Source organism: Syntrophus buswellii (genome assembly GCF_046097065.1).
Taxonomy (GTDB): domain Bacteria; phylum Desulfobacterota; class Syntrophia; order Syntrophales; family Syntrophaceae; genus Syntrophus; species Syntrophus buswellii.
This window is the reverse complement of sequence record NZ_CP175563.1, coordinates 2,842,529-2,858,457: the sequence shown is the minus strand read 5'-3', so window position 1 is coordinate 2,858,457 and position 15,929 is coordinate 2,842,529. Positions and strand designations below refer to the sequence as shown.

Genomic DNA, 15,929 nt, shown 5'->3' with positions numbered 1-15,929 from the left:
CGGGACCCCGTCATGACGGGAAATTGGAAAGGCTGAAATGGATATAACCTCCGCGCTTCTCATCGTCCTGGGGCTTGCCCTTTTCGAATCGATCACGAGCATCGACAACGCCATCATCAATGCCGAGACGCTGCAGACCATGCAGCCCAAAGCGCGCAGGTGGTTTCTGACCTGGGGGATTCTCATCGCCGTCTTCCTCGTCAGAGGGGTTCTTCCCTGGCTGATCGTCTGGGTCATGGCGCCGGGCGTCGGCCCCTGGGAGGCCCTGACGGCAAGCCTGACCGGAGATCCGGCGGCGCTCAAGGCCATTCAGGAAAGCTCCCCCGTTCTTCTCATGGGGGGAGGCGTCTTCTTCATCTTTCTTTTCTGCCACTGGATCTTTCTGGAACCCAAGAAAATAGGCCTGCCCGTGGAGGTCCTCATCGCTCGGCAAGGGGCCTGGTTCTATGCGGTCGTGTCGGTCTTCCTGACGGCCATCGTCTGGTTCACTCTCAAGGAGAGCCCCATGCTCGCCTTCGGGGCCGTGGTCGGCTCCACGGCCTTCTTCATCGTCCACGGTTTCAAACGCTACGCTGAAGAGCAGGAGGCTCGCATTCTGTCGGGCGACGTCCATATGACCGATATCGGGAAGGTCCTCTACCTCGAGGTCATCGACCTGACCTTCTCCATCGATGGCGTCGTCGGGGCCTTCGCCTTCACGTTATCCGTACCACTGATCCTTCTTGGAAACGGCATCGGGGCGATCGTGGTCCGGCAGCTGACGTTCTACGGTGTCGACCGGATCAAAAAGTACGTTTATCTGAAAAACGGCGCCATGTACTCCGTCTTTGTCCTGGGCTGCGTGATGCTGGCCCACGGTTTCGGGGTCCATGTGGAAGAGTGGATTACACCCGTGGCCACCTTCCTCATCGTCGGCTATTTTTTCCTCAAATCCAGATGGCATGCAAGGAAAGCCGGGAGCTCTCCCGGATAGGTGCGGACAGGGGCAGGGAACGTTGCGGGCAATGACGGGAACAGGGGGAGGTTTTTCATGAAAAGATGGGATAAAGTCCTCTATGCCTCCTTTTTCTTCCTGCTGGCCGTCATCGGCTCTCTCCAGGGAGGTCCTGCCGGATTTCCCAGGTGGATTTTCCTCCTTCTCGCCGTCGTGATCGTCGTGTACCTGCTGAACAAGGACAAAGTCGACAAGAGCTTCCGGAAGTAACCAGGAATCATCCTTTGTGATATGGAACGGCAACCTGCAAAAACGGAAACCGACCCGGCATACAGGCTTCTCGGCATTGTCCGTGGGCTGTTCAGCGAACTGCGGGGAAAAACCGGGCAGGAGGATCGCGTTTCTCTGGACAGTCTGCTGGACCGCGATCTCGGCTTCGACAGTCTGGCGCGGGTGGAATTGCTGTCTCGAATCCAGCGCTCCTTCGGCGTGGATCTGCCGGAGGAAATCCTCAACCGCGCCGAGACGCCGCGTGACCTGCTCGAGGCCTTGAGGCGGGCGGCCAGGGGACCGGCACAGCAGGAATTGGCCGCTTCCCTGGCGACGCTGGAATCTGCGCAGGGTGAAGCGGCCGGCGCCGACACGTTGCTTGAGGTGCTTGACTGGCATGTGCGCCGGCAGCCCGAACGCGTCCAGATCATTGCGCGCACTGAAAGCGGAGATCAGCCGATCTCCGGACGCAGCCTGGCGCAGGCCTCGGAGGAGATCGCCGCCGGTCTGCAGAACCGGGGGCTTGAACCGGGGCAGTCCGTGGCCATCATGCTGCCGACCTGCCCGGAGTACTTTTACGTCTACCTGGGGATTCTCCTTGCCGGCGGCATTCCCGTGCCCATTTATCCCCCCGCCCGCCTGACCCAGGTGGAAGAGCATGTACGCCGCCATGTAGGGATCCTTTCCAATGCCGGGACCGTTCTGCTTGTTACGGTCCCCGAAGCTCGAGCGGTGTCCCGGCTGCTGCAGGCTCATGTCCTTTCCCTGCATTCCGTGGTCAGTGTGCAGGAATTGCGGTCGTCAGGCGCCTCCTTTATCCGGGTGCCGGTAACGGCCCGGGACGTGGCTTTTATTCAGTACACTTCCGGCAGCACGGGCGATCCCAAGGGGGTGGCGCTGACCCACGCCAATCTGCTTGCCAATGTCCGCGCCATGGGGCAGGCGGTGGGCGTGGGGCCCGATGACGTGTTCGTCAGCTGGCTGCCGCTGTATCATGACATGGGGCTGATCGGTGCCTGGCTGGGGACGCTCTATTTCGGCATCCCGCTGGTTGTCATGTCCCCCCTGGCCTTTCTCGTGCGGCCGGTGCGCTGGCTGCGGGCAATCCATGAGTACCGCGGCACCCTTTCGGCGGCCCCTAATTTTGCCTATGAGCTCTGTGTCAAGAAGATCGGCGAAGAGGAGCTCTCCGGACTGGATCTCAGCTCGTGGCGGCTGGCTTTCAACGGGGCGGAGGCCGTCCTGCCGGAAACGCTGACGCGCTTTCGGCGGCGTTTCGCTCCGTTCGGCTTTCGAACCGAAGCCCTCACGCCGGTCTATGGGCTGGCCGAGAATTCCGTCGGGCTGGCGTTCCCGCCGCCGGGCCGCGGTCCGGTCATCGACTGCGTCCAGCGGGAAACCTTTTCGCGCACCGGACGGGCGGTACGCGCTTTGTCGGAGGAGGCCTCGCCGCTGTGCTTTGTCTCCTGCGGCCGGCCGCTTCCCGGCCACGAACTGCGCATTCTCGATGCGTCCGGTCACGAGCTGGCCGAGCGCCAGGAGGGGCGGATAGAGTTCCGGGGGCCGTCGTCGACGCGCGGCTATTTCAACAATCCACAGGCCACGTCCCAGCTCTTTCACGGCGGCTGGCTGGACAGCGGCGATCGCGGTTACATCGCCGGTGGAGAGGTTTTCCTCACGGGCCGCGCCAAGGACATCATCATCCGGGGCGGGCGCAACATCTATCCTCAGGAACTGGAGGAGATCGTCGGCGAGATACCCGGGGTGAGAAAGGGCTGCGTCGTGGCGTTCGGCAGTCCCGACCCGGCTTCGGGTACGGAGCGGCTCGTTGTGATCGCCGAAACCCGCCGGAGCGATCCGGCTGAACTGGAGCGTCTGCGCGGGGAGATCCATGCTGCCATCTTTGAAGCGCTCGGCGAACCGGCTGACGAACTTGTGATCGTCCCTCCCGGGACCGTTCTCAAGACCTCCAGCGGCAAACTGCGGCGTGCCGCCAATCGTGACCTTTTCGAGGCGGGATTGGCGGATGGGCGCAAGCGGACCGGACGGCGGCAGATGGCCCGCCTTGCGGCAGGCGCCTTGGTTCCCCAGCTGCAGCGCTGGACTGCCAGGGCAGGGGAGGTTTTATTTTCCGCCTGGGCCTGGTCGGTGTTCTATATGGTCATGCCGGCTGTCTGGCTGGCCACGGCCATGACGCAGCGCCCGTCAACGGCCTGGTCCGTCGGCCGGGCAGGGGCGCTGCTGCTGATCCGGCTCACCGGTACGCCCTTTTCGGTGAGCGGGCTGGAGCAGCTGCCAAAAGGGTCGCCCTGCGTTCTGGTGGCCAACCACGCCAGTTACATCGACGGGATCGTCCTGCTGGCGGCGCTTCCGGAGCACTTTGTCTTTGTCGCCAAGCGGGAACTGGGCGAAGGGTTCCTGGCCCGCCTTTATCTCCAGCACCTGGGCGCCCATTTCGTTGAGCGCTTTACAGCCACGGAGAGCGTCCAGGACGCCGGCCGCCTGGAGGAAGTGCTCCGGGCAGGCCATGGGCTGGTCTTCTTCCCCGAGGGCACATTTACCCGGGTGGCCGGCTTGCAGCCCTTCCGAATGGGGGCCTTCCTTGTGGCGGCCAATACAGGGACGCCGGTCGTTCCGGTGGCGATATCCGGCACCCGGTTTGTGCTGCGCGACGGCCAGTGGCGACCGCGGCGCGGCGCGATCCGCGTTTCGGTCGGCGATCCCCTGGTGCCGGCGGCGGATGCCCGGGATGCCTTCGCGGCCGCCGTTGCGCTGCGCGATGCCGCTCGCGCCCATATCCTGCGGCACTGCGGCGAGTCGGATCTCCAGCCGTTCGAAATTTCGGAAAATGGGAGGTGAACAGCAATGGCAGGGTCCATGAAAGCGATGGTGTGCCGGGGGCCGGATTCCTATGGCCTGGAGGATGTTCCGGTTCCTGAAATTCTCGAACCCGGGGATGCGATCGGCAGGGTCCTTCTGACGACGATTTCCGGGAGCGACCTGGCCCTTGTACGGGGGGGGATCCCCGGGGTCCGCTATCCGCTCATTGTGGGCCACGAGTTCTGCGCTGAAATCGTGGAAACGGGTCCCGCGGTAAAAAAGCTGAAAGTCGGAGACCGGGTCGTGGTCTCCTGCTTCGCCTGCTGCGGCGAATGCCGGTACTGCCGGCAGGGCCTTTACGCCCGCTGCCTGAAGGCCGGTTGCGGGACCTTCGGAATGCGCGGACCGGGAGGCTGCCAGGCGGAATACGCCCGCTTGCCGGACGCCGACGCCTACTGCTTCAAATTTCCGGAATCCCTGTCCCCCGGGGATGTCCTCTTCTGCGGCGATGTTCTGTCCGCAGGTTACTTCGCGGCGGAGCTGGCCCGCATCGAGCCCGCTGAAACGGTGGCCGTGGTGGGGGCCGGTCCCGTCGGACTCTGCGCCATGGCATCCGCCCGGTTGTGGGGACCGTCAAGGATCATCGCCGTAGACACGTCGCCGTCCCGGCTGGATGCGGCCATGAAAGCCGGTGTGGCGGATCTGGCTCTCAATCCAGCGGAAGCAAATGTTGTTGAAGCCATCCGGGAGCTTACCGACGGGTTCGGTGCGGACAGGACCATCGAGTGTGCGGGACGGCAGATGACCTTTGACATCGCCTTTTCCGCCCTTCGTTGCGGAGGCGGAATATCAACCGTCGGCATTTATGAAAAGCCGCTCCTCCTTCCCCTGGATGAGGCCTGGGGCACCAATATCACCTTGAGCTGGGGCGTCGCGCCGGTCGATCGTCTGCCCAGGCTGATCGAACTCATCGAAGAGGGGAAAATCGATACCCGCTTCCTGTGCACCCATTCCGTTCCCTTGAATGAAATTCTGAAGGGTTACGAACTGTTCGCCAACCGGACGGCGGGCTGCCTGAAAGTGCTGATCACACCCTGGGAACCGTAAAAATCCCGCTCTGCCGCTCTCTTCCGGGGCGCATGTCGCTCTCAGCGCCGTTTCCCCGGCATCGGGCTGCGCCCTTCCGGCCTTTTGCCGCCCGGCTATTGTTCGTGGGCGCGGAGGGGAATCAGAGATCCAGGGTATGGAGGATGTCGAAAAAGGACATTGCCCGGCCCGGGTCGGGGGGCAACCCGGAGTACAGCGAAGGGGACACCATTCCTGCCAGGCTCTTTTTCAACTCGGCCTGGGTTCTGGTGTCGTCAAACCGCTCCAGGCATTCCAGGGCGAAGGCAATAGCCCGCTCCTGGAGTGAGCTGACGGAGTCGGCCTGCTCCTCTCCCGTCACCGGATGGCGGTAGGTGAGAGTGGACTGGAAGAACCGGGGATCGGATTCCTGGCAGGTAGCGTAGAAGAGGGCTTCGACCGGCTCGATCCGGCGGGCCTGGCGGGGAGCCAGGATGTCGAAGAGGCCGAGGAACTGGTGGACGCGCCTCTGCTGGATGATGTTGTGAATCAGGGCATGCTGCCAGAATGTCAGTTTCAAAGAGGAGTTGGCGGCCAGGATCTTTCCGAAATACAGCAGGTTCAGCAGCTTCAGAAAGGCGCTTTCCTCGTTTTCGTGGTTTCGGTACAGGTCGATGAGGCGCAGGTTTCGAAATGAAGCGTTGCCGTTGCGACTTAACAGGTGGAGATCCAGCGCCGATTCAAGGCGGCGATGGCGGGTCGCGGCGCGGGAGGCCTGGATCGATGGAACATCCTTGTCGTTGCCGCTGAAGTGGAAGATGAGGGGGTGAAAGACCGAATCCACGGCCACATGGGTCATGGCGCCCGCCAGAAAAGGCCGGTATCCCTCCGGCAATGTTTCGGAACTTTTTGCCAGCGGCCCGAAGGGGTTAAAGGGGCTGGAAACCCTGTAGCCGTGAAGCCTGTTCGCCGCCGCGATCAGGTTGGACCGGTTCTGCCCGGTCAAGGCATAATAGGGTGTATCGAAGACAACAGAGCCCAGATAATAGAGGGCTTTGTTTTCCTGGATCTCCGTTTTCAAAAGCCCGTCAGGCATAGCCTGCCAGGTCTGCTCCGCCAGTATCCAGTGTGCTGCTTCCTTGGGCATGACTCTTACTCCTCCGACGCGGCGGCAGACATGGGAATCCTCAACAGGATCAGGCCGCCAAGAACAAAAAGAACAGCGAGGCTCAGTATCCCGTACCGGGATTGGCCGGTCATCCGACTGGCCAGCGCCATCAGCAGGGGTCCGAGAATCGCCGCGAATTTTCCGAAAATGTTATAAAATCCGAAAAATTCAGCAGACTTTTCCTTGGGGATGAGGCGGCCGAAATAGGAGCGGCTGAGAGCCTGAAGGCCGCCCTGGGAGCTGGCGATGAGAACGGCCAGCATCCAATAGAAAAAGATTTTTTTTGACGCCGTGGGCAGTTCGGGAAGGTAGAAGGCGATGAGCACGATGATCAGATACACCCCCAGTCCCACATAGAGCATGGGCTTTGTTCCCAGAAGCACGGCCAGCTTCCCGTAGAGCAGGGCGAAGGGAAAGGCGAGAATCTGGATAACCAGGATGAGGGTCAGCAGCTGGGACGTCGTCATTCCGATGTCCACGCCATAGGCGGTCGCCATGCGGATGATGGTGTCCACGCCGTCGATGTAGAAAAAATAGGCAAGCAGAAAGAGAAACGCCAGCCTGTACTGTCGGATTTCCTGGAAGGTGGCCATGAGGCGGCGGAAACTGCCGCGCAGAGGCTGCGCCGAAGGTGGAATAAAATGGTGCTGATGGACATTCCGGATCATGGGCAGGGAGAAGATCAGCCACCAGAGGGCCGTGAGGACAAAGGAGATGCGGGTGGCCTGCAGCGGGGAATCGAGCCCGGCGAGGGAGGGCTTCTGAATCAGGATCATGGCCAGGACAAAGGGGACGGTGCTGCCGAGGTATCCCCAGGCGAAGCCGTTGGAGGAAATCCAGTCCATTTTCGAGTCGGGAGTGACGTCGACGAGGAAGGCGTCATAGAAGATGTTGGCCCCCGCAAAGCCGATATAGGCCGTCACATAAAGCAGGAGGCACAGCACCTGATCGCCTTCGCCGGGCAGGGTGAGCAGCAGCGTGAAGATCACGCCTAGGAAGAGGAATCCAAGGAAAAATCGCTTCTTCCAGCCCTGGTAATCGGCCAGCGTCCCCAGCAGAGGGGCGAGCAGCGCCACCAGCAGGGAGGCAAAGGCGTTGGCCATCCCCCAGTTTGCCGTGGAGACGGCATTTTCCACTCCCCGGGCTGCCACATTTTTAAAAAAAATGGGCATAATGGCCGTGGAAATCGTCAGAATGAAGGCCGAATTGGCCACATCGTAGAGTATCCAACTTTTTTCTTCCCGGGTCATCTCATTCGGCTTCCTTGGAGTCTCATCTCAGTCAACATCCTTCAACGTCTATCACGTTTTGCAGGTGAGCGGAACTCTTTTGTGAAGGGAATGGGGATTGCACGGCAACGCCATAAACCGTGCAGGAAAAAAATGTCCGGGAGGCTCTTGAGGAATGTTTTTTCCCATAAATTGTGTTATAGGCCGTCGCAATTTATGGGAAAACACCGGGACAGACAGAGGGCTTCCATCTGTTTCAGGCGTTCAGCGATTTATATTGTTCGTGAAGAATAGAGGAGGTTGACATTTCCTTATGCTGGAAACCATTTCGCTGCTGTTTCTTTCCAACCTGTTCATGACGTTCGCCTGGTATGGTCATCTCAAGTACATGAACGGCAAGCCGCTGCTTCTGGTGATCGTCCTGAGCTGGGGCATCGCCTTTTTCGAGTATATTCTGCAGGTTCCCGCCAACCGGATCGGCTTTCGCCATTACGATCTCGGTCAGTTGAAGGTCATCCAGGAAGTCATTACCATGACGGTTTTTGCCGGCTTCGCCTTTTTCATCATGAAACAGCCCTTGAAATGGGACTATCTCTGGGCCGCCTTCTGTCTTGTCGGGGCCGTCTATTTCATGTTCCGGGGCGGGCTGCCTCACGCTTGAACCGGATCCCTCTTCGCCGCGCCTTCAAGGCGGGTGCTGATGAAGCGGCGGATTTCTTCCAGGAAATCCGGGCCATAGCGCTCCAGCTTGTGGGCTCCGACACCGTGGATGTTCTGGAACGCCTCCGTATCCGTGGGCCGGAATGCGGCCATTTGAGCCAGGGAGGTATCGCTGAAAATGACGTAGGGAGGTACGCCGGCCTTGTCGGCCAGCCTTTTGCGCAGGGCGCGCAGGGTTTCGAAAAGCGCCCCGTAGGCGTCAGGCGTTTCCGGACCCTTCCCGCGGCCGGCCTTGCTCTTTTCTTTCGCGGAAACGGTGTCCGCTCTGACTCTCGGTGCGGCCATGGTCAGAGGCTGTTCGCCGCGCAGGATGGGGCGGGCGGAATCCGTGAGCCTGAGGATCGAATAATTGCCCACGTCCTGTTCCAGAAAGCCGTTGTGAACCAGGTGGTGAAGGAGGCTTCCCCAGTACTGCTGGCTCTTGTCCCGGCCGATCCCGTAAGTTGACAGCCGGTGGTGGCCCAGCTCCAGAAGTCGCTCCTTCTGGGAGCCGCGCAGTACGTCGATGACGTGCCCCATGCCGAACCGCTGCCCCACCCGGTAAACGCAGGACAGGGCCTTGCGGGCGTCCTCCGTCACATCGACCAGTTGTGGCGGATGGAGGCAGATGTCGCAATTGCCGCAATCTTCCGCGAGGTGATCACCGAAATAACCCAGCAGGATGCGTCGGCGGCAGCTCAGAGCCTCGGCATAGCTCACCATGGAATTGAGCTTGTGCAGCTCGATCCTCTTCCGCTCAGGATTTTTCGTATTCTCGATCAGACTCCGGGCCACGGCGATGTCGCCATAGCCGAAAAGAAGCAGGGCTTCCGCTGCCAGGCCGTCGCGTCCGGCGCGCCCCGTTTCCTGATAGTAGCTCTCGATGTTTTTCGGGATGTCGTAGTGAACCACATAGCGGATATTGGATTTGTCGATTCCCATGCCGAAGGCTACGGTGGCGACGATGATCCGGATGTCGTCCCGGAGAAAATCCTCCTGCACGTTTTTCCGTTCCCCTGCCGAGAGTCCGGCGTGGTAGGGGGCCGCCCGGAAACCGGCTTCGCGGAGCTGCCCGGCCACCTTTTCCACCCGCTGACGGCTCAGGCAGTACACGATACCGGATTCTCTGTAGCGGGGCTGGATAAAGGTGGTCAACTGGGCGAAAGGCTTTTGCTTTTCCAGGACCGTATAGCGGATATTGGGTCGGTCGAATCCCGAGACATAGCACCGGGCACTCCGGAGGCCCAGGCGGTCCAGGATGTCTGTGCGGGTGTGCGCTTCAGCCGTGGCCGTCAGGGCGATCAAGGGGATGCCGGGGAAGACGCCGCGCAGCCGCCCCAATTGCCGGTATTCGGGGCGGAAGTCATGGCCCCACTGGGAAATGCAGTGCGCCTCGTCAATGGCGAACAGGGCGATGGGAATGCCGGCGAGCCGTTCGAGAAACTCACCGCTCATCAGGCGCTCCGGGGCGATGTACAGCAGATCCAGGTCGCTGCTATGAAGGCGGGCCAGCACCTTTCGCGCTTCCGAACTGTTGAGGGAGGAATTGTAAAAGGCCGCCTTTACGCCGTGGGCCTTGAGGCTGTCAACCTGATCCTTCATCAGGGAAATCAGGGGCGAAACGACAATCCCCACCCCCGGACGGTGCAGGGCCGGGATCTGGTAGCACAGGGATTTGCCTCCGCCCGTTGGCATCAGGACAAAGGCGTCCTCGCCGCTGATCAGCCCTTCGATGATCTCCTGCTGGGAAAGCCGGAAGGCGTCGTACCCGAAGATTTTTTTCAGACTTTCAAGTGGGGTTCTAAGGGAAAAAATTTTTCTGTCGCGTCCTTATTTCAAATTCTGTTACAGGGAAGTCAGGTAATGAGCCAGGGAATCCCTTACCCGGTCGTACTCGTGTTCCAGAGGGGCTACCCGGTTTCCGGCGCCGTCGATCACGCCGCTTCGTGCCATCATCTCCAGCTCTCTGCACTGTTCCGCAAAATTCACGGCTCCCAGGCTCGCGCTCGACGACTTCAGGGTATGGGCTGCTGTCAGGAGGGCGGTAATGTCATGGCTGTTGACGGCATCCAGAATGCCCTTCATCTGCTTTGAGGAGCTGTCCAGATACACGGTGATCAGCTTTGTCAGCAGCTCTTTGGCTCCCTGCGGCTGAAGGGACGCCAGCATCTTCAGGGCCTCGTGGTCAATGGCCGGGGAACTCTCCCGTCCCTGCGCATCGGAAGCGCCGCCTTCCTCCCGCCGCGCGGCGAGCCACTTGTCCAGCATCGCCTGGATATCGGCGATCCTGCATGGCTTGGCAAGACAATCGTCCATTCCCGACCTGAGAATCGCCTCGCTACCGCCCGCCGCGGAAGAGGCGCAAAGGGCCACCATGGGAATCTTTTTCCCGGCCGTTCCCCCCGGGTTTTTCGCCTCCATGCTTCTGATGCTTTCCGCCGTTGCAAAGCCGTCCATTTCCGGAGTCAGGCATTCCAGGAACATCATATCAAAGGATTCGCGGGAACAGGCGTCCACGGCCTCATGGCCGTTCCCGGCGACGTGCACCCGGCAGCCGCAATGCTCCAGCATATCCTTGACGATTTCCCGGTTCAGGGGATCGTTGTCCACAAGCAGAATAACCGGCCTTGTTTCTTCGTTCCGTTTGTCCATGGAGGCTATCCTTTCATCATTGGTGTGAAATTTATACCGTGAGGAGCCGATGCTGTAAATTAAAATTTTCTGTGGGAATTCGCAGAAGCGGTTTCGGTCAGGCGGTGCTTTTGCGACGGGAAGGGGCGTTCACGTGTTTGCCGATCTGCAGGACGGCGTCTCGACACGTCCCGCTTCCTCCTCTTCCGCATGGACCTCCAGGCGGATCAGCCATCGCGAGAGAATGGAGCGGAGCTCCTCGATTTTAAAAGGCTTGCTGAGATAGTCGTCCATACCGGCCATCAGGCAGACATCCCGGTCACCATCCAGGGCATGGGCCGTGAGGGCCACAATCGGCACGTGGCGCTCCTCGCCTTGCCGGCGGGATTCGGCCTCCTTTTCCCGGATCACCGCCGTGGCTTCGTACCCATCCATTTCGGGCATCTGGCAGTCCATGAGGATCAGGTCATACCTTTTCTGGTCCAGTTTTTCGAGGGCCTCCAGGCCATTATCCGCCATGTCGGCGCGGCAGCCGAAATAGGCGAGCATCGCCGTGGTCAAGGCCTGGTTGACGGGATTGTCCTCCACCAGGAGGATGCGGAGTGCGGCAAAAGGCTTCTGCCCCTGCTCTTCGCCCCTGAAGGCGCCGTTCCCGGGTTCCAGGGAGGACCGGACGCGCGGTTCCGCGGTGATGGAGGGGCTGCGCCTTTTCTGCAGCCGGACTGTGAACCGGAAGATGGAGCCCTTTCCTGGTGCGCTTTCGACATCGATCCCGCCCCCCATCATCTGAACGAGTTGACCGGCAATGGCAAGGCCCAGGCCGGTCCCTCCGTACCGCCGCGTCGTGGAGCCATCCGCCTGGGCAAAGGCTTTGAAAATGGACGGGAGAGCGTCCTGCGCAATGCCAATGCCTGTGTCCTGCACCTCGAACCGGAGAAGGGAGGTCTGCTCCGCTTCTTCATCCTGGGAGACGCGGACCGAAATTTCCCCTTTCTCCGTAAACTTTACGGCATTCCCAAGCAGGTTGACGAGCACCTGGCGCAGCCGCACCGGGTCCCCCCGAAGGATCGCAGGCGTTCCTTCGGCGAAATGGCAGGTCAGTTGAATTCCCTTTCTGTGCGCCTGGGTTGTAAAAAACTCAGTCACCTTATTTACAAGATCCGGGAGATCGAATTCCGATACGGAAATTTCCATTTTCCCGGCTTCGATCTTTGACAAATCCAGGATGTCATTGATCAAATGAAGAAGTGTGTCCCCGGAGGCGAGTGCTGTGGCGATGTATTTCTGCTGCTGCAGGGTCAGCCTTCCGTCCTTGTGAAGCAGTTCCAGGAAGCCCAGGATGCCATTGAGCGGCGTACGGATCTCGTGGCTCATGTTGGCGAGGAATTCACTCTTGGCCTTGTTGGCGCTCTCCGCCTTCAATGCCAGCTTCAGGGATTCTTCCATGCTCTTTTGGAGACGCTGGTTGGCGCACTCCGTTTCCTCCTTGGCCTTCCGGAGAAACTCGAAAGCTCGCTTGGATTCCGAGATGTCCGTGATCACACAGAAGGATCCGGAAAAGGAGCCGTTTCCGGCGTACATGGGGGATGCGGAAAGCATGGTGGAGACCGTGCCCCCGTCCTTCCGGATCAGCTCCAGCTCATAGCGTTCGCTGATCCCTTGAATGCGGCGGGCGATGCGTTTCCTGATCCGATTTGCATTGGCGTCATCGACGAAATCAAAGAGGGACCGGTCCTTTATGGATTCCAGGTCGTAGCCGAACATCGTGGCGAATGTCGCATTGGCAAAAGTGATGTTTCCCTGGAAATCAACGGTGAGGATGCCTTCGTTGGACTGTTCCAGGACGCGCCGATAGTTCCCCTCGCTCTCTCGAAGCGCCTGCCGGATGTTCCAGTTTTTCAGCAGGGAGGTGACCAGCGAGTAGAGCTCGTCCTCGTTGAAGGGTTTCTTGACGTAGTAGATGTCGTCCTGCAGGCGCTTCCTCATTTCGGAGGGGCTGACATCCGTATAGGCCGTGATGATAATGATCATGACTTCCGGATCAGCCGCACGGATCGTTTCCGCCGCCGTGAGCCCGTCCACGTTTGTCATGCGCATATCCAGCAGGCACAGGGGGATGCGCTCCCCCCGTCTGTGCTCGGAAAGAAAGAAATCGACCAGCTGAGCGCCATCGGGAAAGGTATGGACCGCGATGGGGGCATCGGCCCTTTTTTTGCCGAAGAAATCCAGGCTGTCATCCTGTTCGAAAATGTTCCGATAGTACTCCAGCAGTTGAACGTCATCATCAGCAATCAACATACGCTTATTCATTGCCTATCTCCAGAAGCAATTCCGCGCCCGAATTCGGGCCGGGACTTGCGATCTTGATCGATCCGTTGTTCTCGTTCAGGAAATTCAGGAGCGAATGCAACCCCAGCCCGTGCCCGTCACTCTTGGTGGTGAAGCCGGAATGGAACATGAAGGGCATATCCTCCGGGCGGATTCCGACACCGCTGTCCACCACTCGTATGACCGCGCGTTCCCGATCTCCGGGCTTGCCGAACAGGTCGACGCGGATTTCCCGCTTTTCCCCCGCACCGGCGTCTATGGCCTCGATGGCATTTTTGATGATGTTGGTGAACCCGTGAACCAGTGGGTTCTTTTGACTTTTTACGCTTATGCCACGATCCAGCTCCAGATGTACAGATATTTTATGCTTTGCCAGGGTCGGCTGGAAATCCTCCATCACGTTTTCGATCATCTCCGCCAGGTTGATGGTCTGCACAAATTTGACATTGCGCTGCCGCGATGTATTGAACATGTCCTGCTGGAACTTGATGGTCTGCACCATGTGATTCTGGGTCCGGGTAATGGCTTCCAGATTCTCCGCGATGCGCGGCAAGGCGCGGTTCAGCAGAATTTCCTCCAGGCGGGCCAGCAGTTCGGGAGTGCGATCGTCCTTCCCGCCGCCGGCCACCGCCTCTTCATGAGCCTCTCTCAGCATCCTGAAGGCTTCAGGATACTGAGTGCCTGATTCCAGAACCCTGCGGATGTTGAGCAGCTTTCCGTTGATGCCGGCCAGGGAGTTCCCTATGTTGTGGAAGTAGGAGCTCGCCGATTCAAAAAGCCCCGCATTGTAAGCGATGAGGGCATCCTTCTCCTTGGTCTTCTCCCGCAATTCACTTTCGACGACGCGGCGGATCGAGGACTGCAGCTCATCGGCCATTTCATTGAAGGAGCGGGCCAGATCCCCCATTTCGTCATTGGAGTTCGCCTCCAGCCGATGGTCCAGCCGGCCGCTCTGGAAAAGGCGGATGCCGGAGATGACGGCGGTGATCCGGCGAGTCAGCACGGCGGCCATCCAGATGGCCACGGCGATGACGAATGCCGCCATCACCAGGGTAGAGAAACTGAGGGACTGGGCGGTTGACGCCAGGGAATAATCGATTTCCTGCTGGGCCAGGCTGTTTTCCCGATCCACCATGTTCACATAGCCTTCGGCGAGTTTCTGCAGCTGCTCGGAAGATTCCGTGGCGGCGGCATGGAATTCGTTCACGTCGGCGCCGATTGTTACATATCCGAAACCCCGCGGTGAATCGGCGTACCGGCCGGTGTAATACGGGATCGTGGCTGCCGTGGTCAGTTTCCACAACCCGGTCCAGAAGATCAGGAACGATCCGGAGCCGCCCTTGCTGGTCAGTTCATGCCATCCCCTGCACTGGGGGGCGAAGTTGAGGAAGCGTCCATCCAATCCGACCCATCCCGCCTTGGTCAGCTCAGCCGCCGGCTTCCTTTTGAGAGAAGGCGATGAGAATTGCGGGGCCTGGCTCAGGAATTGTTCGAGCTCCATGCCGCTTCCTTTCCAGGATTGGTAAATTTCGGCGTCCAGCCAGGGGGTTGCCGCCTTTCCCGTTTGCGGATCGTAGCCGCAGATGCTGTGGTGCCTGGGATGACAGATGCTGCGCCCCTTGTAGTCCCATATGAAGGCATAGTTGCCGGATGCGGCGTCGTTGATGGCGGTGTAACGCTCATCCGTGGGGACAATGGTGCGGGTGAATTCGTTGAGATGGGTATGGTCCAGGGCCAGCGTGACATAACCGACAACCCGGCCCGCATCGACGACCGGGGTCGCCCAGCGGATAATGCCCTGGAACCGGATCCCCACGGGGTTTTCCTTGCCGGCGTATGCCTCCTTTTCCGGCTGGAAGGGGATTCCCCGTTTTCTGGCGGCTTCTTCGGTGTAAGGCCCGATGATGCGGCTGGGGACGTAGGCGCCGATGACATCGGAGACATGGACCTCGCCGGGTTTCAGGCGACGCAGGAAGGAGCCGTAGGTTTCCGCCTTGCAGAAGGTGTTCTCGCGCCTGGTGATGTCCCTGAGTTTCGGAGACAGCCAGGGAACCGTGGTGACCTTGATTTTTTCAACTCCATCAAGGCCGACAAAGGATATTTCCGCGTAAAGGGGAGTCGAGACGGGGCGGCCCTGCCGCTCCGGGGGCCGGTAATGCCAGTCCGTCCGGTTGTCCGGCACTTCCGTCGCCACGGTATCCGTCTGGGGCGGCTCCTGCTCGGCAGGGGCCCATCGGTCTTCCCGGAGCTTCCACGTGCCGTGATCCAGAACAGGGCGTGTCAGGGGTTTCAGGAACTTCCGGTACCGATCCTCCGACGGCTGAAGGTGGGATGCGAGAAGGATCTGCTGATCGCGCTGATAGAGGAAATCCGCCACCTGCCTTGCCGTATCCGTCGTCAGGCGCTCAATGGCCTCCCGCGATTTCAGATCCAGGGCGCGGATCGAATCTTCACCCGCCTTTCTGCCGACCTCCTTCACGAGCTTCCGGGTTTCCTCCACCATGAGGGCCGTCCGCCGTTCGATCTGATTCCCGAGAGAATCGACCTCGTGCCAGGCCAGCCAGCACAGAAGGATGAGGGGGATGACCTTGATCCCGATGAAAATCGCAATCAGCTTCCCCCGGATCCCAAGCCAGAAGGGGCGTTTCAGAGGTTGTCTTTCGGAAGGCGCAGCGGAAGAGGTCGTCCTGTTCTGCCCGTCGCCGGCCTGTCCCCCGGTGGGGGTGCCCTTTTCAGCAGCCATCGCCATCAATCGTCCCCTTCCGGATTTTTTTGCCCCTGTTAG

General features: G+C 60.0%; 11 protein-coding genes. 5 read left to right on the top strand and 6 right to left on the bottom strand.

Annotated features, from left to right (window positions below; translation table 11 throughout):
- Positions 1-37 precede the first annotated feature (37 nt).
- The 4 genes from ACJ77P_RS12925 to ACJ77P_RS12910 are packed head-to-tail and all read left to right on the top strand — an operon-like array spanning position 38 to position 5,131.
- Positions 38-973 (top strand): DUF475 domain-containing protein, encoded by a 936-nt coding sequence (locus ACJ77P_RS12925; RefSeq protein ID WP_367359360.1) that lies wholly within the window; start codon positions 38-40, stop codon positions 971-973.
- A 57-nt stretch (positions 974-1,030) separates the two neighbouring features.
- Positions 1,031-1,204 (top strand): hypothetical protein, encoded by a 174-nt coding sequence (locus tag ACJ77P_RS12920; RefSeq protein ID WP_367359359.1) that lies wholly within the window; start codon positions 1,031-1,033, stop codon positions 1,202-1,204.
- A gap of 21 nt (positions 1,205-1,225) precedes the next feature.
- Positions 1,226-4,063 (top strand): AMP-binding protein, encoded by a 2,838-nt coding sequence (locus tag ACJ77P_RS12915; protein WP_408998468.1) that lies wholly within the window; start codon positions 1,226-1,228, stop codon positions 4,061-4,063.
- A 6-nt stretch (positions 4,064-4,069) separates the two neighbouring features.
- On the top strand, positions 4,070-5,131 hold the full coding sequence (locus tag ACJ77P_RS12910) for an alcohol dehydrogenase (RefSeq protein WP_367359357.1): 1,062 nt from the start codon (positions 4,070-4,072) through the stop codon (positions 5,129-5,131).
- A 121-nt stretch (positions 5,132-5,252) separates the two neighbouring features.
- Here ACJ77P_RS12910 and ACJ77P_RS12905 read toward each other — a convergent pair whose 3' ends face one another.
- Positions 5,253-6,236 carry a zinc dependent phospholipase C family protein gene (locus ACJ77P_RS12905; protein WP_408998467.1) on the bottom strand — a complete coding sequence of 328 codons (984 nt, stop codon included), beginning with the start codon at positions 6,234-6,236 and terminating at the stop codon, positions 5,253-5,255.
- A gap of 5 nt (positions 6,237-6,241) precedes the next feature.
- Positions 6,242-7,507 (bottom strand): MFS transporter, encoded by a 1,266-nt coding sequence (locus ACJ77P_RS12900; RefSeq protein ID WP_408998466.1) that lies wholly within the window; start codon positions 7,505-7,507, stop codon positions 6,242-6,244.
- Between the two features lie 292 nt (positions 7,508-7,799).
- On the opposite strand from ACJ77P_RS12900, the gene ACJ77P_RS12895 reads away from it, so the two are divergent.
- Positions 7,800-8,147 carry a DMT family protein gene (locus ACJ77P_RS12895; RefSeq protein WP_408998465.1) on the top strand — a complete coding sequence of 116 codons (348 nt, stop codon included), beginning with the start codon at positions 7,800-7,802 and terminating at the stop codon, positions 8,145-8,147.
- Here ACJ77P_RS12895 and recQ read toward each other — a convergent pair.
- The 4 genes from recQ to ACJ77P_RS12875 form a co-directional block, all read right to left on the bottom strand.
- On the bottom strand, positions 8,138-10,000 hold the full coding sequence (gene recQ / locus ACJ77P_RS12890) for a DNA helicase RecQ (RefSeq protein WP_408999430.1): 1,863 nt from the start codon (positions 9,998-10,000) through the stop codon (positions 8,138-8,140). The two genes, ACJ77P_RS12895 and recQ, sit on opposite strands and share 10 nt — an antisense overlap.
- Positions 10,001-10,030: 30 nt before the next feature.
- Positions 10,031-10,837, bottom strand: coding sequence for a response regulator (locus ACJ77P_RS12885; protein ID WP_408998464.1), 807 nt, complete (start codon positions 10,835-10,837; stop codon positions 10,031-10,033).
- Positions 10,838-10,966: 129 nt separating this feature from the next.
- Entirely contained in the window at positions 10,967-13,126 is a 2,160-nt protein-coding gene (locus tag ACJ77P_RS12880) for a response regulator (RefSeq protein WP_408998463.1), read from the bottom strand.
- The gene (locus ACJ77P_RS12875) at positions 13,119-15,887 is read right to left on the bottom strand and encodes a sensor histidine kinase (RefSeq protein ID WP_408998462.1); all 2,769 of its coding nucleotides are present in this window, start codon (positions 15,885-15,887) and stop codon (positions 13,119-13,121) included. Before ACJ77P_RS12875 ends, ACJ77P_RS12880 begins: the two co-directional genes overlap by 8 nt.
- Positions 15,888-15,929 lie beyond the last annotated feature (42 nt).

What these genes read in the sequence shown, in the direction of transcription:
- ACJ77P_RS12895 (WP_408998465.1), top strand. Translation starts at nt 7,800, where the DNA reads ATGCTGGAAACCATTTCGCTGCTGTTTCTTTCCAACCTGTTCATGACG.
- ACJ77P_RS12925 (WP_367359360.1), top strand. Translation starts at nt 38, where the DNA reads ATGGATATAACCTCCGCGCTTCTCATCGTCCTGGGGCTTGCCCTTTTC.
- ACJ77P_RS12875 (WP_408998462.1), bottom strand. Translation starts at nt 15,887, where the DNA reads ATGGCTGCTGAAAAGGGCACCCCCACCGGGGGACAGGCCGGCGACGGG.
- ACJ77P_RS12900 (WP_408998466.1), bottom strand. Translation starts at nt 7,507, where the DNA reads ATGACCCGGGAAGAAAAAAGTTGGATACTCTACGATGTGGCCAATTCG.
- ACJ77P_RS12920 (WP_367359359.1), top strand. Translation starts at nt 1,031, where the DNA reads ATGAAAAGATGGGATAAAGTCCTCTATGCCTCCTTTTTCTTCCTGCTG.
- ACJ77P_RS12880 (WP_408998463.1), bottom strand. Translation starts at nt 13,126, where the DNA reads ATGAATAAGCGTATGTTGATTGCTGATGATGACGTTCAACTGCTGGAG.
- ACJ77P_RS12915 (WP_408998468.1), top strand. Translation starts at nt 1,226, where the DNA reads ATGGAACGGCAACCTGCAAAAACGGAAACCGACCCGGCATACAGGCTT.
- ACJ77P_RS12885 (WP_408998464.1), bottom strand. Translation starts at nt 10,837, where the DNA reads ATGGACAAACGGAACGAAGAAACAAGGCCGGTTATTCTGCTTGTGGAC.
- ACJ77P_RS12910 (WP_367359357.1), top strand. Translation starts at nt 4,070, where the DNA reads ATGGCAGGGTCCATGAAAGCGATGGTGTGCCGGGGGCCGGATTCCTAT.
- ACJ77P_RS12905 (WP_408998467.1), bottom strand. Translation starts at nt 6,236, where the DNA reads ATGCCCAAGGAAGCAGCACACTGGATACTGGCGGAGCAGACCTGGCAG.